The following is a 23,403-nucleotide window of genomic DNA, read 5'->3' as shown; positions in this document are numbered from 1 at the left end:
ATTGTCGAAGACAATTGCGCGGTGCGCGAAGGAGCAGGCGGCGTGGACAAGATTGCACTGGTGACCGGCGCAGCGGGTGGCCTGGGGCAGGCGCTGGTCAAGCGGCTCGATGCTGACAGATGGAAGGCGATTGTCGTGAGCCGCGACGCGGCGCGCCTGCATGCCGCCTTCGGTGATGCGCACCTGCAGGTCGAGGCCGATTGCGCCACGCCTGAGGGGGTGCGCCACCTCTTCGAGCAGGCAGCCGCGCGCGGGATGCAGCCCACGGCGCTGGCACACTGCGTCGGCAACATCCGGCTGGGCGCGATGCACCGCATGAGCGAGGCCGACTTCGACGACTGCCTGCGTGCCAACCTGGTGAGCGCCTTCCACACCCTGGCCGGCTTCGTCGGCAGCCTGCGCGAGGCGCGCCTGCCCGGCGCGGCGGTGCTGGTGTCGTCGATCGCCGCCCGCATCGGCACGCCCAACCACGAGGCCATCGCCGCAGCCAAGGCCGGCGTCGAGGGCTTGGTGCGCGGCGCGGCGGCGAGCCACGCCGGCGCGGGCATCCGCGTCAATGCGGTCGCGCCCGGCATCATGGAGACACCGGCTACCGCCGGCATCATCGCCAGTCCGGCGGCGCGCGAAGGTGCGGCGCGCCAGTACCCGCTGCCCGGCATCGGCGATCCGGCGGAACTGGCCGAGCTGATGGCGTGGCTGCTGTCGCCACACGCGGCGCGCGTGACAGGGCAGGTGTGGGCGGTCGATGGCGGCTTCTCCACCGTGCGGCCTCTCGTGATGAAGTGAGGCCCGGCGATGAAGAACGCGACTCTTGATGCCTTGCCGCGCCAGGTCGCCTGGCTGGGCTACGGCGGCCTGCTGCCGTTCGTCGGGCTGGCCATCACGATCCTTGCCGATTCCCGCCACGGGCTCCTCTGGGGCGACGCGCTGGTCGCCTACGGTGCGGTGATCCTGAGCTTCGTCGGCGCACTGCACTGGGGCTTTGCGATGTGCCTGCCGGGGCTCACCGACGCGCGGCGGGGCACGTGCTTCGTGTGGAGCACCGTACCGGCGCTGGTGGCTTGGCCGGCGCTGCTGGCCGCCCCCCTTTTCGCGGCCGTGGTGCTCGCGGCCGGCTTCGTCGCACACTACTGGCAGGACCGCCGCCTCGCGGCCTTGGCCACCTTGCCCGCGTGGTACCTGCCGCTGCGCCTGCGTCTGACCAGCGTCGCGTCGGTCTGTCTGCTGCTGGGCGGGTACTTTTCCATGTCCTGACACGGTTTCGGGAGGAGCGTGACATGAGCTATCCATTCAACAAGCTTGAGGGCTTCCCACGCACGCCTGTCGGCGAGGAACGCCGGGTGTTGCGCCTGCTGCCGCGAATCCTGATTGTCGGCAGCCTGCTTCTCGGCCTTCCTTCGCTGGTGGCGAGGCTGTTCGACACCATGGGCGGTGCGGCATCGGCAACGCTGGTGACCACCGTCGACATCTATTCGATCAGCCTGCTCGTGCTGCACTGGACGGTGGTGTTCACGGTGGCGATCGCGGCCTTCATCGTCATGGTGATGAAGGGGCCGGCCTACGTTGCCGACGCCTATCCGCTCGATGACGCGGATGCGCCGCAGGATCCGGGGCCGGGAGCGCAGCGGTGAAACCGGCCGGCGCCGCCTTTGCCGTGCCCAGCAGCCGGCTGTCGCGGCTGGCGAGGCTGGGCAGCCTGGCCTCGGGCGTGGCCGGCGGCATGATCGCCGAAGGCGTACGCCAGTTCGCCCAGGGCCGGCGGCCGAGCGTCGGCGAGCTGCTGCTCACGCCCGCCAATGCGCGGCGCGTGGCCGACCAGCTCGCCCAGTTGCGCGGCGCAGCAATGAAAGTGGGGCAGTTGCTGTCGATGGACGCGGGCGACCTGATCCCGCCGGAACTCGCAGCCATCCTCGCGCAACTGCGCGCCGACGCCCGGCCGATGCCGATGAGCCAGCTCGTCGCCGTGCTCGAGGGCAGTTGGGGCGCGGGTTGGGAGCAACAGTTCGAGCGCTTCTCGTTCACGCCGCTGGCCGCAGCCTCGATCGGCCAGGTGCATGCGGCGACCACACGTGCCGGCACGCGGCTGGCGATCAAGGTGCAATACCCCGGCGTACGCCAGAGCATCTCCAGCGATGTGGACAACGTCGCCGGGCTGCTGCGCCTCTCCGGCCTGCTGCCGAAGTCGCTCGACATCGCGCCGCTGCTGGACGAAGCCAAGCGCCAGTTGCACGAGGAGGCCGACTACCTGAGCGAAGGCGCGCACCTCACCCGCTACCGCGGGCTGCTCGCGGACAGTGCGGCGTTCGTGCTGCCGGAAGTCGATGCCGGCCTCACCCGCGACAACATCCTGGCGATGAGCTTCATCGACGGCGTGGCGATCGAGTCGCTGGCCGACGCCGCGCAGGCGGAGCGCGACCGCGTCATGACGCTGCTGTTCGCGCTGCTGTTCCGCGAGATCTTCGACTTCCGCCTGGTGCAGACCGACCCGAACTTCGCCAACTACCGCTACGACCCGGCGACCCGGCGCCTGGCGCTGCTCGACTTCGGCGCCACCCGGATCTATGCGGCGGACCGCGTCGAGGCCTACCGCCGCCTGCTGGCGGGCGGCATGCGGCAGGACCTCGCCGCGCTCGACACGGCCGCGGCCGAGCTGGGCTACTTCCAGCAGGGCATCCGCGCCGATCACCGGCGCATGGTGCTGGACATCTTCCTGCTGGCCTGCGAGCCGCTGCGCCAGCAGGGCGCGTACGACTTCGGGCGCTCTTCGCTGGCCGCACGCATGCGCGATGCCGGCATGCGCCTGGGCTACGACCGCGACTTCTGGCACACGCCGCCGATCGATGCGCTGTTCCTGCACCGCAAGATCGGCGGGCTGTACCTGCTGGCAGCGCGACTGGGGGCGCGGGTGGACATCCGTACGCTGTTCCTGCAGCACGCCTGAACCCGGGGCGCGCGCCGGAGCCCTGGCCGATGGCAGCCTCAAGCTGGGCGTGGCGACCTTGGCGTCGTGCCCCTCAGCCGGCGTGCCTCACTCGCCGGCCGCATCCTTCGCCGCCGGCTTCTTCTTCGGGATCGCCTTCGGATCGATGGTGACCGGGTGGTAGAGCTCGACGCGGTCGCCGGCGGCAAGCACCGTGTCGAGCGGCTTCACCTTGCCGAAGATGCCCACCTTCTGCTGCTCGAAGGAGAAGGCCGGCAACTGCTCGAGGATGCCCGAGGCTTCGATCGCGCCGCGGATCGTCGTGCCCTCGGGCACGTCGGCCGCCTGCAGCACCTGGCGGCCGGGCACGGCGTAGGCGATGGAGATCTTCATGGCCGTTCCTCCCCTCACGCTGCGCTGTGCGCGCCACCCATCCGGATCGCCTTGCCGGCCCTGAGGTCCAGCATGCGCTTGCCGACCACCAGCAGGCCGGTGACGAGGAAGCCGCCGGGCGGCAGGATCATCATCAGCACGTTGCTGCTGGCCGGCAGCAGGTGCAGTTCCATGAAGCGGAACGACGGCCCGAGCAGCAGCGAGGCGTCGGCGAACAGCGTGCCCGAGCCGAGGATCTCGCGCACCGCGCCGATCGCCGTCAGCGCGAGGGCGAAGCCGAGCCCCATGGCGATGCCGTCCACCAGCGACGGCAGCACCGGCTCCTTCGCGGCGAAGGCTTCCAGCCGCGCCAGCGGCAGGCAGTTGGACACGATCAGCGGAATGAACAGGCCCAGCACCTTGTACAGTTCGTGCATCCAGGCGTTCATCGCCAGGTCGACCAGGGTCACCATCGCGGCGATGATCAGGATGTATACCGGGATGCGCACCTGCTGCGTGATGCGCCGCCGGAACACCGCCACCAGCAGGCTGGAGGCCGCCATCACCACCGCCGTCGCCAGCCCCATGCCCAGGCCGTTGGTGGCGCTGGTGGTCATCGCCATGCTCGGGCACATGCCGAGCAGCATCGCCAGCACGCCGTTGTTGTCCCACAGGCCGTCGCGGACGATGCGCCCGTAATCTGCGGCTGGGGCGGTCGTGGCGACCTGCGGCAGGGGCGTGGTGGTGGCGGTCATGGCTTCATCTCCCCGGACGCTGCCGTCAGCAGGCTGTCCTTGTTGGCGGCGAAGAACGCGAGGCCGCGGTGCACCGCGGCGACGACGCCGCGCGGCGTGATCGTCGCGCCGGTGAACTGGTCGAAATCGCCGCCGTCCTTGCGCACCTTCCAGCGCTCGGCGGGTGGCGCGTCCAGCGACAGGCCGGTGAAGCGGGTGATCCAGTCGCCCTTCTTGACCTCGATCTTGTCGCCCAGGCCCGGCGTTTCCTTGTGCGCCAGCACGCGCACGCCGAGGATCCGGCCCTGGGCGTCGACGCCCATCATCAGGCGGATTTCGCCCGCATAGCCGCTGCCGCGGATCTCGTACGCCAGCCCGGTCACGGTGTCGCCCTTGCGCGCGCGGTACACCGTCGTTTCGTTGCCGTCGGCCGCACGCACGGCGAGGGTGCCCTGCAGCGGGTTGTTGTCGTAGAGCGCGGCCGGCAGCACCTGGGCGAGCGAGGCGAGGCGGTCTTCCGTCGCGCGCGCGGCGATGTCGGCGGCGGCAAGCCTCTCGGTCAGCGCGAGCACGACGCCGAAGCCCAGGCAGAAGCTGCCGAGGATCAGCGCATGGCGCGTCACGCTGCGGTTTCCGGTTGCGGCCGTCATGGCTGGCCTCCTTCGTCCACCTTTCCGGCGAATACCAGCGGCTGGCCGCTGCGCGCACGGCCGAACACCCGCGGCCGGGTGTATTGGTCGATGATCGGCGTCAGCGCGTTCATCAGCAGCACCGCGAAGGCCATCCCCTCGGGGTAGCCGGCGTAGCTGCGGATGATCCAGGTGAGCAGGCCGCAGCCGGCGCCGAAAACCAGCTTGCCGGCCGCCGTCGTCGGCGAAGTGACGTAGTCGGTGGCGATGAAGAACGCGCCGAGGAAGGTCGCGCCCGACAGCAGGTGGAACAGCGCGCCGGCGTGGCGCGCCGGATCGAGCTGGTGCGCCAGCGCCGCCGGCAGCACCAGGCCGGCGATCAGCGCCAGCGGGATGTGCCACGAGATGACGCGCAGCGCGATCAGCAGCAGCCCGCCGGCGAGGATCAGCAGCGCGGAGGTCTCGCCCAGGCTGCCTGCACGCAGGCCGAGCGCGCGGTCGGACAGGTCGGGCAGGTGCAGGGCCGACTGCAGCACCGACACGCCGCGCGACAACTCGGTCTTGACGTGGCCCAGTGGCGTGGCCGAGGTCATCGCGTCGGGCACGCCGGCGCCGAGCGTGATCGCCAGCCCGTCGGCGAAGCCGGGCGCGCCCGGCGAGAACAGCGCTGGCGGCGCCACCCAGGTCGTCATCACGACGGGGAACGAGACGAGCAGCGCGACGCGCGCGACCATCGCCGGGTTGAACAGGTTCTGGCCGAGGCCGCCGTAGGCCTGCTTGGTGATGCCGATGGCGATCAGCGCGCCGACGGCGCCCGTCCACCACGGCGCCCAGGGCGGCAGGCTCATCGCCAGCAGCCAGCCGGTGAGCACGGCAGAGCCGTCGGCGAGATGGAAGCCGACCTCCTTGCCGGCCAGGCGCAGGCATAGCGCCTCGATGCCGACGCAGGCGCCCACCGTGATCGCGAACAGGAAGATCGCCGGCCAGCCGAACAGCCAGAAGTCGAACAGCGTCGCCGGTACCAGCGCCAGCATCACCAGCCCCATGGTGCGGCCGACGCTGTTGCTGGCATGGGCGTAGGGCGCGCATTTCGCGGTGTCGAAGTTCGTCATGCCGGCGTCTCCGTCTTTTCGCCGAGCTTGGCGGCGCGCGCCTCCTTCTTCGCGCGCTCCAGGCTCTCCACTCGCAGCGCATGGGCCTCGGCGAGCGTGCGCACGCGTTCGTTCTTGCGTCGCTGGCGCTCCTGCTCGGCAAGCACGCCGTTGGCGTAGTTGAAGTACTGCACCAGCGGGATGTGGGACGGGCACGCCCAGGAGCAACTGCCGCAGCCGATGCAGTCGCCCACGAACAGCTTTGCCGCCGCGTCGAGCTTGTCCTTGCGGATCAGCGCCGCCATGTCCATCGGCGACAGGCCGCAGGGGCACACGCTGACGCAACTGCCGCAGCGGATGCACGGCCGCTCGCGGGCTTCGACCACCTCGTCCGCCGACAGCGCCAGGATGCCGGCGCTGCCCTTGACGATGGGCACCTTGAGGCTGGGCAGCGGCTGGCCCATCATCGGCCCGCCGAGCACGAGCTGCCTGGGCTCGCACGAGAAGCCGCCGCAGGCATCGACCAGGGCCGACACCGGCGCGCCGACCGGCACCTCGAGGTTGGAAGGCTGGCGGATGGCGCCGCCGGTGACGGTGACGACGCGCGCGATCAGCGGCCGGCCGTAGCGCACCGCATGATGCACGGCGTGCGCGGTGGCGACGTTGTGCGTCACCACGCCGACCTCCGCGTTGCGGTGCTCGGCGGGCGTCTCGCGGCCGGTGACGATGCGCGTCAGGTGCTGCGCGTAGCCCACCGGGTAGCGCACCGGCACCGGCACCACGGTGATCCCGGCATCGGCGCCGGCGGCGCGTTGCAGCGCGGCGATGGCCTGCGGCTTGTTGCTTTCGACGCCGATCAGGATGCGCTTCACGCCGAGGGCGTGCGCCATGATGCGCGCGCCGTCGATCACCTCGTCGGCATGTTCGCGCATCACCCGGTCGTCGCAGGTCAGGTAGGGCTCGCATTCGGCGCCGTTCAGCAGCAGCGTGTCGAGCTTGTACTGCTTGCCCATGCCGAGCTTGACCGCGGCCGGGAAGATCGCGCCGCCCAGGCCGACGATGCCCGATCCGGCGACGCGGTCGATGATCTGCTGCGGATCGGCCGCCAGCGGATCGTCGATCAGCGCGGGCAGCTCCGCCCAGGCGTCGCGCCCGTCCGCCTCGATGACGATGGTTTCCTGCGCGAGGCCCGAGGCATGCGGCGCGGTGATCGACTCGATGGCGACGATGGTGCCCGAGGTCGGCGCGTGCTGGGTCGCCGATAGCGTCCCCTGGCGCACGCACAGGACCTGGCCTTTGCCGACATGGCTGCCCACCGCCACGATGGGCACCGACAACGCGCCGACGTGCTGCTGCAGCGGGATGTACAGGCGGGGCGGCAGCGGCAGCGCGCGGATCGGCTGCTCGCTCGCCAGTTCCTTGCGGTAGACGGGATGCACGCCGCCCGCGATGTCGAAGATCTTCATCGCCGCCTCCTCAGTGCGCGGATGCCGCGCGGCGCGGCTTGGGCCAGTGCCAGGACGACACGGTGGCCGGCACCGGGCGCATCTCGATGCCCTGCGTCGGGCACACCAGGGCGCACTTGCCGCAGCCGTGGCACAGGTCGGCGATGACGTCGTGCATCTGCTTGGTGGCGCCGATGATGGCGTCGACGTTGCACTCCGCCATGCAGCGGGTGCAGCCGAAGCACAGGTCGGGGCGGATGCAGGCGTATTGCGGCACCTTTTCCTCGTGCGCCGACAGGTCGGCCTTCACGCCCAGCTTCTTCGCCAGCGCTTCGGCGACGGCGCGGCCGCCGGGCGGGCACAGCGTCACCGGCGCCTCGCCGCGCGCCAGTGCGGCGGCGGCCTGTGCGCAGCCCACGTAGCCGCACTGGCCGCATTGCGAGCCGGGCAGCATGGCCTGCAGTTCGGCCTCGATCGGGTTCTCCTCGACGGCGAGCCATTTCGAAGCGGCGCCGAGCAGGGCGCCGAGGGCCAATCCGATGCCCATCAGGCTGACGATGGCGACGATCATTTTTTCTCTCCGTTGGCGGTTAAGGCACGCGCCGGGCGGACCGGCGTCAGGCGCCGATGCCGGAAAAGCCCATGAAGGCCAGCGCCAGCAGGCTCGCGGTGATGAAGCCGAGCGGCGGGCCGTCGAACAGCCGCGGCGCGTCGGCCAGCGCCAGGCGCTCGCGCAGGCCGGCGAAGATCGCCATCACCAGGGTGTAGCCGAGCGACGAGAACAGCGCGAACAAGGTGCTGTGCACGAAGCTCATGCGGCCTTCGACCAGCAGCAGCGCCACGCCGAGCACCGCGCAGTTGGTGGTGATCAGCGGCAGGTAGATGCCCAGCGTCTGGAACAGCGCCGGCGACAGCTTCCTGACCGACATTTCGGTGAATTGCACCGCGGCGGCGATGACCAGGATGAAGGTCACCGTGCGCAGGTAGCCCAGCCCGTAAGGCTGCAGCAGCCAGGCCTCGACCGCCCAGTCCGCCATCGACGACACGGTGATGACGAAGGTCGTCGCCATGCCCATGCCGAGCGCCGTGTCGACCCGGGTGGTGACGCCCATGAACGAGCACAGGCCGAGAAAGCGGGCGAGGATGACGTTATTGACCAGTGCGGCGCTGACCAGCAGCAACAGGTATTCGCGCATGGTTCAGCTCCCCGGGCGATGGATGCGGGTGAGGGCGTGCACGGCGTCGGCCCGCCGCACGGCTCTCGATTGCAGGGCGCCCCGCGCCGCCATGCGCGCAGCGGCACGTTTCATGACGCCGAAGCCCGCCGCCAGGCCCGCGACCGCAGCGAGCAGCGCCATGCCGTCGCTGCCGCTCATTTCCTGCGCGACGATCGCGGCCGTCAGCGCCGCTGCCAGCGGCAGCGCGTAGGCGAGGCCCGCGGCCTGGAGCAGCGAGCGATCGTCGATGGCGACGACGAGCCGGTCACCCACGCGCAGGTCGGGCAGATCGAAGCCTGCGCCGCGGGCCGACGCGCGGCCGATGGCGAAGCGCCGCGCCTCGAGCCGGCTGGCGAGCGTGCCGATGCCTTTCGCGCCGCAGGCCGCCGCCGAGGCGCAGCCGCCGCAGCTCGTGCCCTGCTCGGGTTCGAGCCAGGCGCAATCCGCTTCCACGGCGACGACGCGCACGATGCTTTCCTGTTCGCCCGCGGGCGCACAGGCTTGGGAAGCGGATTCCTGCATCGGGCGGCGGTCCATCTCGTTGAGCGTGCTGCATCAGTATTTGCTGTTGGTGACAGTTTGCTGCGGTGCACCCTGATTCCGATTTGAGCAATGTCAATGGTTGGCTGATTTCCCCGCCGATAAAGAGCAGCGAGCGTGAATTGGTCGATGTGCATTTGCAGCAATTTTTTTGATCGCCGCCCGCTGCGCCTGGTTTTCGTCGCCGACACCGACCCTCAAGTGCGGCACATGCGGATCGGAGCCGCCGGGCCCCCGCGACACGATCGTCGTGTGTCGATTTCGGAGCTAGATTGAATGATCCGGGATTCCCGGCTTCGGCCTGGAGGCATCATGAAAGCGCGCATCAGCGTCATCACCCTGGGCGTCGACGATCTCGAGCGGGCGCTGCATTTTTACCGCGACGGGCTCGGACTGGCGAGCGATGGCATCATTGGCACCGAATTCGAGCAGGGCGCGGTCGCCTTCTTCGACCTCCAGGCCGGGGTGAAGCTGGCGTTGTGGCCGCGTGCCAGCCTCGCCCACGACACCGGGCTGGCCTCCGTTCCGGCGTGCACCGCGATCTCGCTGGGGCACAATGTCGCGTCGCGCGGTGAAGTCGATGCGGTGATGCTGCAGGCGGCGCAGGCTGGGGCGCGGATCGTGAAGCGGGCGCAGGACACGTTCTGGGGCGGCTACGCCGGCTATTTCCAGGATCCCGATGGCCATCTGTGGGAGGTGGTGTGGAATCTGCAGTGGCTGCCACCGGACGCGGGGTGATCCCGACGGCGATGGCACCGATCCGGGCTGCAGGTGACTCTGCCTTCTCAACCTGACGAGACCTTACGCAACGCATGTCCCAGTCCCCCGCGCAAGATCCGGCAGGATCCGGCCCGCATTTCGAGCGCTGTGCCCGCCTCATCGCGCAGGCGGACGGGCTGCTGATCACCGCGGGCGCCGGCCTCGGGGTCGATTCCGGCCTGCCCGATTTCCGCGGCAGCGCGGGCCTGTGGCGGGCCTATCCGGCGCTGGGCCGCGCGCGCATGGACTTCACCGAGATCGCCTGCCCGGACGCCTTCGTCGCCCATCCACGGCTGGCCTGGGGCTTCTACGGCCACCGGCTGCAGCGCTATCGCGACACGGTGCCGGGGCCGGCCTTCGGCATCCTGCGGCGCATCGCCGCGCGGCTGCCGCAGGGGGCCTTCGTGTTCACGTCCAATGTGGATGGCCAGTTCCAGAAGGCCGGATTCGACATGGAGCGCGTCGTCGAATGCCACGGCTCCATCCACCACCTGCAGTGCCTGCAGCCCTGCCGCGAGGCGATCTGGCCGGCCGACGACTTCTGCCCGCAGGTCGACGACGACGCCTGCGCGCTGCTCAACGCGCCGCCGCGCTGCCCGCACTGCGGCGGGCTGGCGCGGCCCAACATCCTGATGTTCGGTGACTGGGGCTGGATCGAGTCGCGCACCTCGGCCCAGCACGCCCGCTTCGAGGCTTGGCGCCGAGGGGTGGATCGACTGCTGGTCATCGAGCTCGGCGCCGGTACGGCGATTCCCTCGGTGCGCCTGTTCGGCGAGGGCCAGCGCGCACCGCTCGTGCGCATCAACCCGGGTGAGCCCGCGGTGAGCAGCGAGCGCGACGTGTCCCTGGCGATGGGCGCGACCGAGGCGATGCGCGGCTTCGGCGCGGTGCTGGGCCTGGACCCGTGCAACCCGGCCGACGGCGGCTGAAGGCGGGCCCCATCGAAGCCGCCGCTTGCGGCAAGGAGGAGTCACCCATGTGCGGACGCTACGCCCTCTACGGACCCGTCTCCCGCCTGCGCGAGCAGTTCGACGCCCGCATCGAGGAGCTGGACTTCACGCCGCGCTTCAACGCTGCCCCCATGCAGTGGCTGCCGGTGCTGCGCCAGCGTCCGACCGGTGAGCGCGTGTTCCACCTGCTGCGCTGGGGGCTGGTGCCGTCGTGGGCGAAGGACGAGCGCATCGCCACCAAGCTGATCAACGCCCGCGGCGAGTCGCTCGCCGACAGGCCGTCCTTCCGCGCCGCCTACCGCAGGCGGCGCTGCATCGTGCCGGTGAATGGCTTCTATGAATGGAAGGCGGTGGCGGGCGGCACGCAGCCTTACTTCATCCACGCCGCCAACGACGCCCTGTTCGGCCTCGCCGGCCTGTGGGAGCGCTGGACGCGGCCCGAGGATGGCGAAGTCGTCGACTCCTTCACCATCGTCACCACCGACGCTGCGGGCCGCATGCGCGAGCTGCACGAGCGCATGCCGGTGATCCTCGCGCCGCAGGCCTACGCGACCTGGCTGGATGCGACGACGCCGCTCGAGCGCTTGCCGCCTCTCATTACTGCCGCACCGGACGAGGCCCTGGCGGTGCACCCGGTGTCGAAGGCGGTGGGCAGCGTGCGCAACGACAGCGAGGCGCTCATCGCGCCGCAATCCGACGCCTGAAACGCTGCCTGCACGCGACCTGCCTCAGCGCCGTGCCAGCAGCAGCAGGTTGCGCGGGGTCAGCGTGCGCTCGCAGAAGCGACCCAGGTCGACGTCGAAGCCGCGCTCCTGCAGTCCGAGCGCGAGATCCAGCACCAGCCAGGCTTCCAGCGCGCGGCGAAAGGCATGGCGCACCAGCTCGTGGCGGCGCACTTCGAGCCGTCGCTGTTCGCCCTGCGCCTGCCAGTGCGCCCAGTCCACCCCCGCGGGCAGGCAAAGGTTCTCGCGCTGCGCCAGTGCGCGGCAGAAATCGGCGAAATCGCCCTTCAGCCAGGCGGCGGGCACCGGCCGGAAAGGGCGTGGAGCGCCGTCGCCGTCGGGCTGGAGCGCCTGGCGCAGCGCGACGAAGCCCAGTTTCCAGGCCTGGTCGCGCAGCAATCGGCGGCGCACCTGCTGCGGCGCCGTCACTGTCTCGGTGACGGCCAGGCGCAGCGTGTCGGCGTGCAGCGGCAGCGCGGCTTCGGTGCTCAGCGGCCGGTAGCCGTCGGCCGCGCCGAGGTGATAGCAGCACGGCGCGATCCGAAAGCCCGCCGCGCCGCTGCTGCCGGCGCTGCGCACCAGCGTGCGGTGCAGCTCGCCGCAGGCATGCAGCGCCACCACTTCGCGCCCGTGCAGATGTGCCTGCGAGCCGGACTCGAGCGCGTCGGCGTGCAGCATCGTCTGGCCAATGCCCGCGCGTGCGGCCAGGGTTTCGCCGGCGGCGCACAGTTCGGGGTCGATCTCCAGCGAGCTGACCGCCACGCCATGCGCCAGCGCCAGCCGGCGGCCGAGGTGCCCCTTGCCGGCGCACCACTCCAGCAGCGGCGCGGCGGGCGGCGCGCCGTGCGCGGCGAAGGCTTCGATCTGCGCCCGCTTGCGGCCGGGGATGGCCCAGTCGAAATGCGCGTCGCAAGGCGGCAGCGGGCGTGCAGGCAGCGGCGCGAAGGCGCCCAGCGCGTCGAGTTCGGCCAGCACCGGCAGGCGGGGTGTGAGCCAGGCGCGGCCGGCGGCCTCGTCGGCATGCAGCGCCTCGACGGTGGCGGCGTCCAGCGCGTCGACCGCGGCGGCGAGCGCGGGACGGTGCAGGCGCCAGGCTGGCCAGCGCACATGGAAGGGTGACGGCCGCCACAGCGCCTCGTGGCTGGCGAGCAGCGCTTGCAGCGCGGAAAAGCGCGCGAGGTGGGTCACGATCGGGTCATCGGCACGCATCGGCGGCGGTTGTGTCGCCCGATTGTAGACGAGGCGGCGGCGACCCCGCGGGCGCGGCCGCCGCTGTCGCCTGCAGCGCAGGTCTCAGTCGCCGGCTACGGGCCCGGTGGTTTTCTCGATCCACAGCGGCACCGAGGTGTAGCCGCTGGTCGGGTAGCTCGCCCGCACCGGCGGCCTGCCTTCGACGGTGGCGATGCGCCGCGTCTGGTCGAGCAGCGCTTCCATGACGATGCGCAGCTCCAGCCGGGCCAGTGGCGCACCCGGGCAGACGTGGATGCCCGCGCCGTACAGCAGGTTGAGCGCCGGGTCGCGGTCGAGGCGGAATTCGTCGGGGTCGCCGAACACGCGCTCGTCACGGTTGGCCGAGGCCCACATCAGCGTGATGCGCGCGCCGGCCTCCAGTTGTCGGCCGCCGATGTCGAGGTCGCGGGTGGTGATGCGACGGTTGGCGATGAGCGGTGCATGGATGCGCAGGATCTCGTCGATGGCGGTGGCCAGCAGCGCCGGGTTGCGCCGCAGGCGGTCCTGCAGCGCCGGCCGCTCGGCCAGGTACTGGGCCAGGATGCCGATGCTGGAGGCCATGGTGGAGAGCTCGCCCACCGTCCAGTTGCGCACGATGCTGACGATCTCCTCGTCGCTCAGCAGGCGGCCCTCCACTTCTTCGCGCAGCAATCGGGTGGTGACGTCGTCGGTGGCCTGCTCGCCCGCCGCGCGCCGCAGCTCGAGTTGGGCGCGGATGTAGCCGTCGAATTCGAGCGCCACCGCCGCCGTGGCGTCGCGCTCGCCCGCCAGCGTGGCGGCGCGGTTCCTGTGCGTCCATTGGCGCAGCGGTTCGTGCAGCGTTGCCGGCCAGCCCATGAAGGCGCATTGCGCCTGCAGCGCGAAGTCCTCGGCGAACCCTCCCATCAGCTCGATCTCGCCGTCGTCCGGCAGGCCGCGCATCAGCTCGGCGACGATGCGGCGGCACACCGGCTCGAACTCGGCCATCCGCCCCGGGCCGAAATACGGCTCGATCAGCTTGCGATACGGCGTGTGCGCGGGTGGGTCCATGCCGTTGGGCACGGACGGGTAGCTCGACACCGCGTTGCTGAAGGTCTGGTGGTCGGTGAGCGCCCGCATCACGTCTGCATGGCGGAACAGCGACCAGTTCAGGTACTCGCTGTGCGCCACCGGGCAGCGCTGGCGCAGGTCGTCGTAGGCGCGAATCTGGTCGGCGAGCACGGCCGGCGCGCGGGCGTCCCAGTCGGGTTGCGGTCGATGCCCGGCTGCGGCCGGGTCCCGGGGTTTTGCGCTGTCCATGTTGCCGTCCCTGCGTGGGCGGGCGTGCCGCCGATCAAAGTCGAGTAATTTGATCGGGTATGGGCGGGTTGGCCTTGATGAGGGTCAAGACCTGCCGCGAGAGGAGCGGCAAGGTCGTGTCCATTGCTTTTTGCTGATGGGCGGCATGTCCGGCCGGGCAGCGCGTTGCGGCCTGCGTTGGCCAATAATGGCGGGCCAAGGACGGAAGTAGAGGAGTGAAGTCGCCATGAAGAGCATCGCGCTGCCCGATGGGACGCAGGTCCCCGCACTGGGCATGGGCACCTGGATGATGGGCGAGACGCGCGCCCGCCGCGCCACCGAGCTCGCGGCGCTGCAGCGAGGCATCGAGCTGGGCATGACGCTGATCGATACCGCCGAGATGTACGGCGACGGCGCCTCGGAGGAGCTGGTGGGCGAGGCGATCCGCGGCCGGCGCGAGCAGGTCTTCCTCGTCAGCAAGGTGTATCCGTTCAATGCCGGGCGCCGCACCATGCCGGCCGCGTGCGAGCGCAGCCTGAAGCGCCTCGGCGTCGACTGCCTGGATCTCTACCTGCTGCACTGGCGCGGCGACATCCCGTTCGATGACACAGTGGAAGCCTTCGAGCGCCTGCAGGCGGCGGGCAAGATCCGCCGCTGGGGCATCAGCAACCTGGACGTGCAGGACATGCAGGAACTCTGCGCGGTGCCGGGCGGCGATGGCTTCGCGGTCGATCAGGTCCTGTACAACCTCAGCCGGCGCGGCATCGAGTGGGACCTGCAGCCCTGGTGCGCCGCGCGCAACGTGCCGCTGATGGCCTATTCGCCGCTGGAGCAGGCGCGCCTGCTGGCACAACCGAAGCTCGTCGAACTGGCGCGCAGCCTGCAGGCGACGCCGGCCCAGGTGGCGCTGGCGTGGCTGCTGCAGCAACCAGGCGTGATCGTCATTCCCAAGGCCTCGGACGTGCGCCGGGTGGAGGAGAACTTCGGTGCGCTTCGGCTTGCGCTGGACGCCGCCACGCTGGTCGAGCTCGACCGCCTGTTCCCGCCGCCGCGCGGGCCGCGGCCGCTGGAGATGCTGTAGGCGCCGGGCATGTGCGTGTGTTCAGTGCCGGGCGCGCAGCCGCGCGCTCTTGCGCGTCCGCTCGAAGAAGTCGTCCGGCTTGTGCTTCACCCAGCGCAGGAATCTTGCCAGCTCGGGATGGGCGAGCAGGGCGTCGATGGTGAAATACGCTGCCGCCAGCTCGCGCTCGGTAAGCAGCGCATGGATCTGGCGGTGGCAGATGCGGTGCAGCGTCGTCGTCTCGCGCCCGCCCTCGGATTTCGGGCGCAGATGATGCTCGTCGCGCTGCGACGCCGGGATGGGGCGGCCGCACAAGGGGCAGACGACGTCTTCGTCCGCCGGCCGGCCCGGCTCCACCGCCGCAAGCAGCTTCCTGCGTATCCTGCCCGTCATGACATGTGCCCGATGACCTGGCGCCCGGCCCGGTCGTCTGCGCGTGATTGATCCCATGCTTCAGAACTGCGGACGCAGCGTGGGTTCCCGCGCGGCGTGACAGCCCGAGGAGCGATGACCCGCAGCACGTCACGCTCACGCCAGCGGCCATCGACAGTCTTGTTTGGCGGCTGGGCGGAGGGTGGCGCGGAGTTCCTGTCGATCTTCCAGTTCCTTCGCCGTGCGCCGCGCCAGGACGTGCAGGCTGACCTGCATACCGAGGCCGACAGCAGCGACACGACCTTCTGCAGAAAGTGAAACAGGGCAACGCCTTGGTCTTCTATCCGGTCGCGGATCTGAAGGGGCGCATTGAGTGCCGCCGGTGGTGTGACTCGGCGGGCTCGCAGCCCGCGCCAGGCGCGGCAATGAACCCGAGCCGCATCAGGCTGCACTGAAGCGTATTTGCGAAGAGTAGATCTCTGCGCAAATCAGCTCCCAGCAGCGGCCTGATGCTGGGGCGAACGTTCCAGAGCGGCTTTGCGTCGTGGTTCGCAATGGGTCATGTTTGCGATCGGTATAATGCCAGGTCGCTCCCCCGCACCCAACCACGCCCTCGCGCCCCCCATGCTCAAGCTCGAACAGATCACCCCGAACACCGCGCTGGTTGGTATCGAGCTGGGCCAGATCGTGCGCGTCGTCGCCACCGAGCCGGTCGGCCCCGACGCGCTCACCGTGGTCTACAAGACGGCCGACGGACGCTTCGGCGAACGCATGGTGTTCCGCAACGACGAGGCAAACCTGTCAGTTGCCGAAGAAGGCCGCCCGTGGGCCTTCGATGCGCCCGGCGAAGCGTTCAAGCTCGCGGCAGAGGCGTGGCGGATCAACCTCGCGCATTTGTTCGACCCGATGATGGCGGTGCATACCTCCAACGTCGAACCGCTGCCGCACCAGATCACCGCGGTCTACGAGTCCATGTTGCCGCGTCAGCCGCTGCGCTACGTCCTGGCTGACGACCCCGGCGCGGGCAAGACGATCATGGCGGGCCTGTTCATCCGCGAGCTCCTGATGCGCGCCGACGCCCGCCGCGTGCTCATCGTCGCCCCAGGCAGCCTTGTGGAGCAGTGGCAGGACGAGATGCGCGAGAAGTTCGGGCTGGAGTTCCGCATCTTCGGTCGCGACCTCGTCGAGAACAGCGCCAGCGGCAACCCGTTCGAGGACACCGACCTGCTGGTGGCCCGGGTCGATCAGCTCTCGCGCAACGACGACCTGCTGCAGAAGCTGCAGCTCACGCGCTGGGATCTGGTGGTGGTCGATGAGGCGCACAAGCTCTCGGCCAACTACTTCGGCAACAAGATCAACAAGACCAAGCGCTTTCAGCTCGGCGAACTGCTCGGCAGCATCACCCGGCATTTCCTGCTGATGACCGCGACACCGCACAACGGCAAGGAAGAGGATTTCCAGCTCTTCCTGTCGCTGCTCGATTCCGATCGCTTCTACGGCAAGTTCCGCGACGGCGCGCACAAGGTGGATGTGTCCGACCTCATGCGCCGCATGGTCAAGGAAGAGATGCTGCGCTTCGACGGCACGAAGCTTTTTCCCGAGCGCCACGCCTATACGGTCAATTACCGCCTCTCGGATCTCGAAGCCGCGCTGTACGGCGCGGTCACCGACTACGTGAAGACGGAGATGAACCGCGCCGATCAACTCGAAGACGGCGCGCGCCGCGGCACGGTTGGTTTCGCGCTCACCGCGCTGCAGCGTCGGCTCGCCTCCAGCCCCGAGGCGATCTACCAGTCGCTGCGCCGTCGCCGGACCAAGCTGCAACGCCGGGTCGAAGAAGAGAAGCTGCGCCAGCGCGGCGAAGTGCTCGCCAACAGCGTGTTCACCAACGGCGCCGGCGAAGACATCTGGGACGCCCCTGACAACCTCGCCCCGGAAGACTACGAGGAGTTCGAAGAATCGGTCGTCGATCAGGCCACCGCCGCGCGCACCATCGTCGAGTTGCAGGCCGAGATCGTCATCCTCGAAGGGCTGGAAGAGCAGGCCCGCCTAGTGGTGCATTCCGGCCAGGACCGCAAGTGGGACGAGCTCTCGCGCCTGCTGCAGGACACGCCCGAGATGCGCGATGCCGACGGCCGTCAGCGCAAGCTCATCGTCTTCACCGAGCACCGCGACACCCTGAACTACCTCGCCGTGAAGATCCGCGGCGTGCTGGGTAGCGAAGAGGCGGTGGTGGTCATCCACGGTGGCGTCAAGCGCGAGGACAGGCGCAAGGTGCAGGAGCTTTTCCGCAACGACCCGGTTGTGCGCGTGCTCATCGCCACCGACGCGGCCGGCGAAGGCGTGAACCTGCAAAACGCCAACCTCATGGTCAATTACGACCTGCCCTGGAACCCCAACCGCATCGAGCAGCGCTTCGGCCGCATCCACCGTATCGGCCAGACCGAGATCTGCCACCTGTGGAACATGGTCGCCAACGAGACCCGCGAAGGCGATGTCTTCCAGCGCCTGTTCGACAAGCTGGAAGTCGAACGCAAGGCCCTGGGCGGGCGGGTGTTCGACATCCTCGGCGAAGTGTTCGAGGAAAAGAGCCTGCGCGAACTCCTCATCGAGGCCATCAAGTACGGCGAAGACCCCGCCCGCAAGGCCGAGCTCTTCCGCAAGATCGAAGGCGCGCTCGACACCGACCACCTGCAGAACATCATCCGTCGCAACGCGCTGTGTGAAGAGGTCATGGACCCGCAGCGCCTCTACGCGGTGAAGGAAGAGATGGAGAAGGCCGAAGCCCGCAAGCTGCAGCCCTATTTCATCCGCGCTTTCTTCAATCAGGCGTTCCAGTCGCTCGGGGGCGAACTGCGTCCGCGCGAAGCCGGCCGCGCCGAGATCACTCATGTACCCGCCATCATCCGCGAACGCGACCGCCAGATCGCCGGCCGCGACCGGCGTTACAACGAGCCGGTGCTGCGCCGCTACGAGCGCGTCTGCTTCGAGAAGGACCACGTCCGCGTGCCCGGCCGCGCCGAGGCCAAGATGGCGAGCCTCCTGCACCCCGGCCATCCGCTGATGCAGGCCGTCACCGACATCGTGCTGGAACAGCATCGCAACAAGCTCAAGCAGGGCGCGGTTCTGATCGATCCGGCCGACCTCGGGGTCACTCCGCGGCTGATGTTCATTGTCGATCACGCCGTGAAGGAAGGCGCGGACCAAAACCGCATCGTCTCGCGCCGCATGCAGTTCGTGGAGATCGACCCTGCAGGCGAGGCCATCCATGCAGGCTGGGCGCCGCACCTCGACCTTGAGCCCATTGCCGACGACGACCTCGCCCGCATCCGCGACGTGCTCGGCGCCCCCTGGGTCGCCACCGGCCACGCCAACCAGCTCGAACAGCGGGCGCTCGTTCACGCATCCACCCATCTGGTGCCCGAGCATTTCGAGGAAGTCCGGAGCCGCCGCGTACAGCAGGTCGACAAGACCCTCGCTGCGGTGCACGAACGGCTGGTGAAGGAGATCAACTACTGGCAGGACCGCTCGATCAAGCTCAAGGACGACGTCGCCGCCGGCAAGCAGCCGCGCCTCAACTACGACAACGCCCTGCGCACACTCGACGAGCTCTCCGCCCGGCTGCAGACCCGCACCGCCGAGCTGCAGGCTATGCGCCATGTGATCTCCAGCACGCCCACGGTGGTTGGCGGCGCGCTGGTCATCCCGCAGGGGCTTTTGTTGCAACGTCGTGGTGAATCCGGCTGGAGCGCAGACGCCGCCGCTCGCGCACGCATCGAGGCCATCGCCATGCAGGCCGTCATGGATGCCGAGCGCGCCCTCGGTCATGAGGTCATCGACGTGTCCGCGCAGAAGTGCGGCTGGGACGTCACCAGCCTGCCGGGGCCGATCGACGGCCGCCTGCCGCCTGCTCGCCACATCGAGGTCAAGGGGCGCGCCAAGGGCGCGACCACCATCACCGTCACCCGCAACGAGATCCTCTACGGGCTCAATCAGGCCGACAAGTTCATCCTGGCGGTCGTGCTGGTCGATTGCGACGACGTCGAAGGTCCGTACTACATCCGCCGCCCGTTCGCGCAGGAGCCGGACTGGGCCGTCACCAGCATCAATCTCGATCTCGACCAACTGCTGGCTAGGGGGAAGTCGGTCAAATGATGCAGGACGACATCTTCGACTCGCTGACGCGAAACGCCTTCGATTTCTTGTTGCGTGGCATCGCGGAGTTCGACAAGAACCCCAAGTACTCCGTCATCCACTTCTGCGCGGCTGTGGAAATGCTGCTCAAGGCACGCCTGATGAAGGAGCACTGGTCGTTGATCGTCTCGAAGCCTGAACAAGCCAATCTAGCTAAGTTCATGGCGGGGGACTTCAGCTCAATCACCTTGGAAGAGGCAAGAGCGCGGCTTCGGGATGTCGTCGGTGAGGACATTGGGGATGACGCCTACGGCAGCTTTCGTGCGCTGGCGAACCATCGCAACAAGATGGTGCACTTCTTCCACCCCGAGATGGAGAGCGACGACGGGGCGAAAGCGCAGATCGTCGCTGAGCATTGTCGGTCATGGTTTCACCTCCACCGCTTGTTGAGTGGGTGGGGCGGCTACTTCCATGACTTTGCCGGCGAAATCGCGCGCGCGGATCTCGCAATGAAGGCTCACCGAAAGTACCTGAGCGCCAAGTTCAAGGCGCTCAAGACCGAACTGGCCAAAGTGCGTAAGGCCGGCAACACGCCGCGAGCATGTAGCGCCTGCGGCTTTAAGGCTGCCGTGCCTAAGGATCTTGACAGCCAGATCGCATCGCTTCATTGCGTGGTCTGCGACCATACCGAGACCCAGGTCGAGATCAATTGCCCGCACTGCAGCAAACCGATAGTGATTGCCAACGAGGGTTACGCGACGTGCAAGCACTGCGATATGCCCATCAAGCCTGAAGATCTGGCGGACGCGTTGATCGACCATGCTGCGGCGCACAGCGCCATTGCTGACGGAGATGTTCGCTGGGAACCTGCCAACTGCGGCGCTTGCGAGGGCTACCACACCGTCGTTAAGCGTGGCGATGGTTACTTCTGCACGAATTGCTTCGATATCTCTTACCACATTGAACAGTGCGGTTGGTGCAACGACTTGAACACCGGCGACATGGAATACAGCTACTCAACAGGCTGCAGCCATTGCGATGGCAAGGTCGGCTGGGAAAGGGACGACTGAATGACGAATATCAAAACCCCCAAGAAACTCATCGAAGTCGCCCTCCCGCTCGACGCCATCAACGTCGCCGCGGCGCGGGAGAAGTCGATCCGCCACGGCCACCCCAGCACGCTGCACCTGTGGTGGGCGCGCCGGCCGCTGGCCGCGGCGCGGGCGGTGATCTTTGCGCAGATGGTCAATGACCCCGGCTATGAGCGCCACCTGGGGCGCGGGGTGAACAAGGAAAAGGCCGCCATCGAGCGCGAGCGCCTGTTCAAGATCATCGAAGACCTCGTGCAGTGGGAGAACACCAACAACGAGGAAGTGCTCGCCCGCGCCCGCGCGGAGATCTGGAACAGCTGGCGCGAGACCTGTGCGCTCAACAAGGGCCATCCGCAGGCGGCCGAGCTCTTCAACCCGGAAAAGCTGCCCGCCTTCCATGATCCGTTTGCGGGTGGTGGCGCGCTGCCGCTGGAGGCGCAGCGCCTGGGACTGGAGAGCTACGCCAGCGACCTCAACCCGGTCGCGGTGACGATCAATAAGGCGATGATCGAGATCCCGCCGCGCTTTGCGGGCCGTGCGCCGGTGGGGCCGCGCATCCCCGGCGACAAGCAGGGCAAGCTGGCCGAGGACTGGTCCGGCGCCAAGGGGCTGGCCGAGGACGTGCGCCGCTACGGCGCCTGGATGCGGGCAGAAGCGGAAAAGCGCATCGGCCACCTGTACCCGAAAATCGAAGTCACCGCCGAGATGGTCGCCGAGCGTCCGGATCTCAAGCCGTTGCTCGGCCAGAAGCTCACCGTGATTGCCTGGCTATGGGCGCGCACGGTGAAGAGCCCCAACCCCGCTTTCAGCCATGCCGAGGTGCCGCTGGCCTCCACCTTCGTGCTTTCGAGCAAGGCGGGCAAGGAGGCGTATGTCGAGCCGGTGGTCGAACGGGATGCCTATCGGTTCTCGGTGAAGGTCGGGCCGCTGACTGAAGCCGCGAAAGCTGGCACCAAGGCCGCCGGGCGTGGTGCGAATTTCCAGTGCGTGCTGTCTGGTACGCCAATTGGTGGCGACTACATCAAGGCCGAGGGACAGGCTGGGCGCATGGGCGCACGACTGATGGCCGTTATTGCCGAAGACGTGCGCGGGCGTGTTTATCTCAGCCCGACTGAAGAGGACGAAGCCATTGCTCGACAGGCGAAGGCGACATGGAAGCCATCGGGTGATGTGCCGGCCCGACTCACGGGTGGCACTTGCGTGCCTTACGGTCTCAAAGAGTGGGGTGACCTCTTCACCCCCCGCCAACTGGTGGCGCTGACGACCTTTTCCGATCTGGTGCAGGAGGTCATCGAAAAGTGCCGCCAGGATGCGCAGGCGACGGGAGGGGACGACGATGGTATCGCATTGGATGCCGGCGGACTCGGCGCGACGGCGTATGCGCATGCCGTGGGCACCTTCCTAGCCCTCTCGGTGGACCGCCTCGCAGATCGCAACTCTTCTTTATGTGGTTGGGACTTGGCTCAGGCTGCCAGAGGGCGTGAGGCGACTGTTCGAAACGTCTACGCACGGCAGGCGTTGCCCATGCTTTGGGACTACGCGGAGTCGAACATTCTTGCCGAAACGGCTGGGAGTTTTGATAGTGGTCTTCGTGCAGTAGAGCGCGTTGTGGAGCGGCATCCCGGTGGATCGGGCGGCTTCGCACTCCAGAGCGATGCGGCAACTCAACTTATTAGCCGGTTCAAGGTCGTTTCTACGGATCCACCGTATTACGACAACATCGGCTACGCCGACCTGTCCGATTTCTTCTACGTCTGGCTACGGAAGAGCCTGAAGCCGATATTTCCCAGTCTTTACGCTACGCTGGCGGTGCCCAAGGCCGAAGAGTTGGTCGCCACAGCCTATCGCCATGGCGGTAAGCAGGATGCCGAAGCCTTCTTCCTCGACGGCATGACCCGCGCCATCCATAACCTGGCCGAGCAGGCGCATCCCGCCTTTCCGGTGACGATCTACTACGCCTTCAAGCAGGCGGAAACCAAGGGCGACGCCGGTACCTCCAGCACCGGTTGGGAAACCTTCCTCGATGCGGTGATCTGTGCCGGCTTCGCCTTAACCGGCACTTGGCCGATGCGTACCGAGCTGGGTAACCGCATGATCGGTTCCGGCACCAACGCGCTCGCCTCCAGCATCGTCCTCGTCTGCCGCAAGCGCGACGCCGATGCCGCCAACGTCAGCCGTCGCGAGTTCATCCGCGAACTCAACGCCGTGCTGCCTGAGGCGCTGATGGACATGACCCGTGGCGGCATCAACAGCCCGGTGGCGCCGGTCGATCTGTCCCAGGCGATCATCGGCCCCGGCATGGCGATCTTCAGCCAGTACGCCGCGGTGCTGGAAGCCGACGGCAAGCCGATGAGCGTGCGCACCGCGCTGCAACTCATCAACCGCTTCCTCGCCGAGGACGACTTCGACCACGACACCCAGTTCTGCCTGCACTGGTTCGAGGGCCAAGGCTGGGCCACCGGCAAGTATGGCGAGGCCGACGTGCTCGCCCGCGCCAAGGGCACCAGCGTCACTGGCCTGACGGAGGCCGGAGTGGTCGAATCCGGCAAGGGCGACCTGCGCCTTTTGAAATGGGCCGAGATGCCGCGCGACTGGAACCCGGAAACCGACACCCGCGTGCCGGTGTGGGAAGCCCTGCACCAGATGATCCGCGCACTGAACCAGGACGGCGAAACCGCCGCCGGCGCGCTGCTCGCCCGCATGCCCGCCCGCGCCGAACCCATCCGCGCGCTGGCCTACCGCCTCTACACCTTGTGCGAGCGCAAGGGCTGGGCCGAAGACGCCCGCGCCTACAACGAGCTAATCACTGCGTGGAGCGGCGTGGAGCGCGGGGCGAGCGAGGCGGGACATGTGGGGTCGCAGGGTAGTCTGGATATTTAG

Annotated in this window: 23 protein-coding genes; 12 read left to right on the top strand and 11 right to left on the bottom strand. The window is 68.5% G+C overall.

Annotated features, from left to right (window positions below; all coding sequences use genetic code 11):
* Positions 1-42 precede the first annotated feature (42 nt).
* The 4 genes from GH664_RS12830 to GH664_RS12815 are packed head-to-tail and all read left to right on the top strand — an operon-like array spanning position 43 to position 2,941.
* Positions 43-786, top strand: coding sequence for an SDR family NAD(P)-dependent oxidoreductase (locus GH664_RS12830; RefSeq protein ID WP_153168468.1), 744 nt, complete (start codon positions 43-45; stop codon positions 784-786).
* A gap of 9 nt (positions 787-795) precedes the next feature.
* Positions 796-1,254 (top strand): DUF3429 domain-containing protein, encoded by a 459-nt coding sequence (locus GH664_RS12825; RefSeq protein ID WP_153168467.1) that lies wholly within the window; start codon positions 796-798, stop codon positions 1,252-1,254.
* Between the two features lie 23 nt (positions 1,255-1,277).
* The gene (locus tag GH664_RS12820; protein ID WP_153168466.1) at positions 1,278-1,631 is read left to right on the top strand and encodes a hypothetical protein; all 354 of its coding nucleotides are present in this window, start codon (positions 1,278-1,280) and stop codon (positions 1,629-1,631) included.
* Positions 1,628-2,941: an AarF/ABC1/UbiB kinase family protein gene (locus GH664_RS12815; protein ID WP_228111494.1), complete on the top strand. Its 1,314-nt coding sequence runs from the start codon at positions 1,628-1,630 to the stop codon at positions 2,939-2,941. Before GH664_RS12820 ends, GH664_RS12815 begins: the two co-directional genes overlap by 4 nt.
* An 87-nt stretch (positions 2,942-3,028) precedes the next feature.
* On the opposite strand, the gene GH664_RS12810 is transcribed toward GH664_RS12815, so the two are convergent.
* Genes GH664_RS12810 through GH664_RS12775 form a run of 8 tightly spaced genes read right to left on the bottom strand, consistent with a single transcriptional unit; the run spans position 3,029 to position 8,930 of the window.
* Positions 3,029-3,313, bottom strand: a complete 285-nt coding sequence (locus GH664_RS12810; protein WP_153168465.1) for an RnfH family protein — start codon at positions 3,311-3,313, stop codon at positions 3,029-3,031.
* 14 nt (positions 3,314-3,327) lie between these two features.
* Complete coding sequence (locus tag GH664_RS12805) at positions 3,328-4,047, bottom strand: electron transport complex subunit E (protein WP_153168464.1); 720 nt, start codon at positions 4,045-4,047, stop codon at positions 3,328-3,330.
* Positions 4,044-4,676, bottom strand: coding sequence for an electron transport complex subunit RsxG (gene rsxG / locus GH664_RS12800; RefSeq protein ID WP_153168463.1), 633 nt, complete (start codon positions 4,674-4,676; stop codon positions 4,044-4,046). The genes GH664_RS12805 and rsxG overlap by 4 nt, the downstream gene beginning before the upstream one ends.
* Complete coding sequence (locus GH664_RS12795) at positions 4,673-5,767, bottom strand: RnfABCDGE type electron transport complex subunit D (RefSeq protein WP_153168462.1); 1,095 nt, start codon at positions 5,765-5,767, stop codon at positions 4,673-4,675. Before GH664_RS12795 ends, rsxG begins: the two co-directional genes overlap by 4 nt.
* Entirely contained in the window at positions 5,764-7,212 is a 1,449-nt protein-coding gene (gene rsxC, locus GH664_RS12790) for an electron transport complex subunit RsxC (RefSeq protein WP_153168461.1), read from the bottom strand. The genes GH664_RS12795 and rsxC overlap by 4 nt, the downstream gene beginning before the upstream one ends.
* Before the next feature lie 10 nt (positions 7,213-7,222).
* The gene (locus GH664_RS12785; protein ID WP_153168460.1) at positions 7,223-7,762 is read right to left on the bottom strand and encodes an RnfABCDGE type electron transport complex subunit B; all 540 of its coding nucleotides are present in this window, start codon (positions 7,760-7,762) and stop codon (positions 7,223-7,225) included.
* Between the two features lie 46 nt (positions 7,763-7,808).
* Complete coding sequence (gene rsxA / locus GH664_RS12780) at positions 7,809-8,387, bottom strand: electron transport complex subunit RsxA (RefSeq protein ID WP_153168459.1); 579 nt, start codon at positions 8,385-8,387, stop codon at positions 7,809-7,811.
* A gap of 3 nt (positions 8,388-8,390) precedes the next feature.
* The gene (locus GH664_RS12775) at positions 8,391-8,930 is read right to left on the bottom strand and encodes a SoxR reducing system RseC family protein (RefSeq protein ID WP_153168458.1); all 540 of its coding nucleotides are present in this window, start codon (positions 8,928-8,930) and stop codon (positions 8,391-8,393) included.
* A 330-nt stretch (positions 8,931-9,260) separates the two neighbouring features.
* On the opposite strand from GH664_RS12775, the gene GH664_RS12770 reads away from it, so the two are divergent.
* The 3 genes from GH664_RS12770 (at position 9,261) to GH664_RS12760 (ending at position 11,361) form a co-directional block, all read left to right on the top strand.
* Complete coding sequence (locus tag GH664_RS12770; protein WP_153168457.1) at positions 9,261-9,686, top strand: VOC family protein; 426 nt, start codon at positions 9,261-9,263, stop codon at positions 9,684-9,686.
* Positions 9,687-9,760: 74 nt separating this feature from the next.
* Positions 9,761-10,636, top strand: coding sequence for a Sir2 family NAD-dependent protein deacetylase (locus tag GH664_RS12765; protein ID WP_153168456.1), 876 nt, complete (start codon positions 9,761-9,763; stop codon positions 10,634-10,636).
* 47 nt (positions 10,637-10,683) lie between these two features.
* A complete protein-coding gene (locus tag GH664_RS12760) occupies positions 10,684-11,361 on the top strand; it encodes an SOS response-associated peptidase (RefSeq protein ID WP_153168455.1) in 678 nt (225 codons plus the stop codon).
* Positions 11,362-11,385: 24 nt separating this feature from the next.
* On the opposite strand, the gene GH664_RS12755 is transcribed toward GH664_RS12760, so the two are convergent.
* Both GH664_RS12755 and GH664_RS12750 read right to left on the bottom strand, forming a co-directional pair.
* A complete protein-coding gene (locus GH664_RS12755; RefSeq protein WP_194270399.1) occupies positions 11,386-12,588 on the bottom strand; it encodes a methyltransferase in 1,203 nt (400 codons plus the stop codon).
* 84 nt (positions 12,589-12,672) lie between these two features.
* A complete protein-coding gene (locus GH664_RS12750) occupies positions 12,673-13,887 on the bottom strand; it encodes a cytochrome P450 (RefSeq protein ID WP_153168454.1) in 1,215 nt (404 codons plus the stop codon).
* 226 nt (positions 13,888-14,113) lie between these two features.
* Here GH664_RS12750 and GH664_RS12745 point away from each other — a divergent pair, with 226 nt between their 5' ends.
* Positions 14,114-14,947: an aldo/keto reductase gene (locus tag GH664_RS12745; RefSeq protein WP_153168453.1), complete on the top strand. Its 834-nt coding sequence runs from the start codon at positions 14,114-14,116 to the stop codon at positions 14,945-14,947.
* A 21-nt stretch (positions 14,948-14,968) separates the two neighbouring features.
* On the opposite strand, the gene GH664_RS12740 is transcribed toward GH664_RS12745, so the two are convergent.
* The gene (locus tag GH664_RS12740; protein WP_153168452.1) at positions 14,969-15,319 is read right to left on the bottom strand and encodes an HNH endonuclease; all 351 of its coding nucleotides are present in this window, start codon (positions 15,317-15,319) and stop codon (positions 14,969-14,971) included.
* Positions 15,320-15,433: 114 nt separating this feature from the next.
* Here GH664_RS12740 and GH664_RS12735 point away from each other — a divergent pair, with 114 nt between their 5' ends.
* From GH664_RS12735 to GH664_RS12720, 4 genes are all read left to right on the top strand, one after another.
* Positions 15,434-15,616: a hypothetical protein gene (locus GH664_RS12735; protein ID WP_153168451.1), complete on the top strand. Its 183-nt coding sequence runs from the start codon at positions 15,434-15,436 to the stop codon at positions 15,614-15,616.
* A gap of 306 nt (positions 15,617-15,922) precedes the next feature.
* The gene (locus GH664_RS12730; protein ID WP_153168450.1) at positions 15,923-19,453 is read left to right on the top strand and encodes a helicase-related protein; all 3,531 of its coding nucleotides are present in this window, start codon (positions 15,923-15,925) and stop codon (positions 19,451-19,453) included.
* Entirely contained in the window at positions 19,450-20,502 is a 1,053-nt protein-coding gene (locus GH664_RS12725) for a hypothetical protein (RefSeq protein WP_153168449.1), read from the top strand. Before GH664_RS12730 ends, GH664_RS12725 begins: the two co-directional genes overlap by 4 nt.
* Complete coding sequence (locus GH664_RS12720; protein WP_153168448.1) at positions 20,503-23,403, top strand: DUF1156 domain-containing protein; 2,901 nt, start codon at positions 20,503-20,505, stop codon at positions 23,401-23,403.

Origin of the sequence: Thauera sp. 2A1 (assembly GCF_009469595.2) — a bacterium.
Lineage (GTDB): Bacteria > Pseudomonadota > Gammaproteobacteria > Burkholderiales > Rhodocyclaceae > Thauera.
This window is presented reverse-complemented; position numbering and strand designations above follow the sequence as displayed.

What these genes read in the sequence shown, in the direction of transcription:
- GH664_RS12825 (WP_153168467.1), top strand. Translation starts at nt 796, where the DNA reads ATGAAGAACGCGACTCTTGATGCCTTGCCGCGCCAGGTCGCCTGGCTG.
- GH664_RS12820 (WP_153168466.1), top strand. Translation starts at nt 1,278, where the DNA reads ATGAGCTATCCATTCAACAAGCTTGAGGGCTTCCCACGCACGCCTGTC.
- GH664_RS12810 (WP_153168465.1), bottom strand. Translation starts at nt 3,313, where the DNA reads ATGAAGATCTCCATCGCCTACGCCGTGCCCGGCCGCCAGGTGCTGCAG.
- GH664_RS12805 (WP_153168464.1), bottom strand. Translation starts at nt 4,047, where the DNA reads ATGACCGCCACCACCACGCCCCTGCCGCAGGTCGCCACGACCGCCCCA.
- rsxG (WP_153168463.1), bottom strand. Translation starts at nt 4,676, where the DNA reads ATGACGGCCGCAACCGGAAACCGCAGCGTGACGCGCCATGCGCTGATC.
- GH664_RS12795 (WP_153168462.1), bottom strand. Translation starts at nt 5,767, where the DNA reads ATGACGAACTTCGACACCGCGAAATGCGCGCCCTACGCCCATGCCAGC.
- rsxC (WP_153168461.1), bottom strand. Translation starts at nt 7,212, where the DNA reads ATGAAGATCTTCGACATCGCGGGCGGCGTGCATCCCGTCTACCGCAAG.
- GH664_RS12785 (WP_153168460.1), bottom strand. Translation starts at nt 7,762, where the DNA reads ATGATCGTCGCCATCGTCAGCCTGATGGGCATCGGATTGGCCCTCGGC.
- rsxA (WP_153168459.1), bottom strand. Translation starts at nt 8,387, where the DNA reads ATGCGCGAATACCTGTTGCTGCTGGTCAGCGCCGCACTGGTCAATAAC.
- GH664_RS12775 (WP_153168458.1), bottom strand. Translation starts at nt 8,930, where the DNA reads ATGCAGGAATCCGCTTCCCAAGCCTGTGCGCCCGCGGGCGAACAGGAA.
- GH664_RS12770 (WP_153168457.1), top strand. Translation starts at nt 9,261, where the DNA reads ATGAAAGCGCGCATCAGCGTCATCACCCTGGGCGTCGACGATCTCGAG.
- GH664_RS12765 (WP_153168456.1), top strand. Translation starts at nt 9,761, where the DNA reads ATGTCCCAGTCCCCCGCGCAAGATCCGGCAGGATCCGGCCCGCATTTC.
- GH664_RS12760 (WP_153168455.1), top strand. Translation starts at nt 10,684, where the DNA reads ATGTGCGGACGCTACGCCCTCTACGGACCCGTCTCCCGCCTGCGCGAG.
- GH664_RS12755 (WP_194270399.1), bottom strand. Translation starts at nt 12,588, where the DNA reads ATGCGTGCCGATGACCCGATCGTGACCCACCTCGCGCGCTTTTCCGCG.
- GH664_RS12750 (WP_153168454.1), bottom strand. Translation starts at nt 13,887, where the DNA reads ATGGACAGCGCAAAACCCCGGGACCCGGCCGCAGCCGGGCATCGACCG.
- GH664_RS12745 (WP_153168453.1), top strand. Translation starts at nt 14,114, where the DNA reads ATGAAGAGCATCGCGCTGCCCGATGGGACGCAGGTCCCCGCACTGGGC.
- GH664_RS12740 (WP_153168452.1), bottom strand. Translation starts at nt 15,319, where the DNA reads ATGACGGGCAGGATACGCAGGAAGCTGCTTGCGGCGGTGGAGCCGGGC.
- GH664_RS12735 (WP_153168451.1), top strand. Translation starts at nt 15,434, where the DNA reads ATGACCCGCAGCACGTCACGCTCACGCCAGCGGCCATCGACAGTCTTG.
- GH664_RS12730 (WP_153168450.1), top strand. Translation starts at nt 15,923, where the DNA reads ATGCTCAAGCTCGAACAGATCACCCCGAACACCGCGCTGGTTGGTATC.
- GH664_RS12725 (WP_153168449.1), top strand. Translation starts at nt 19,450, where the DNA reads ATGATGCAGGACGACATCTTCGACTCGCTGACGCGAAACGCCTTCGAT.
- GH664_RS12720 (WP_153168448.1), top strand. Translation starts at nt 20,503, where the DNA reads ATGACGAATATCAAAACCCCCAAGAAACTCATCGAAGTCGCCCTCCCG.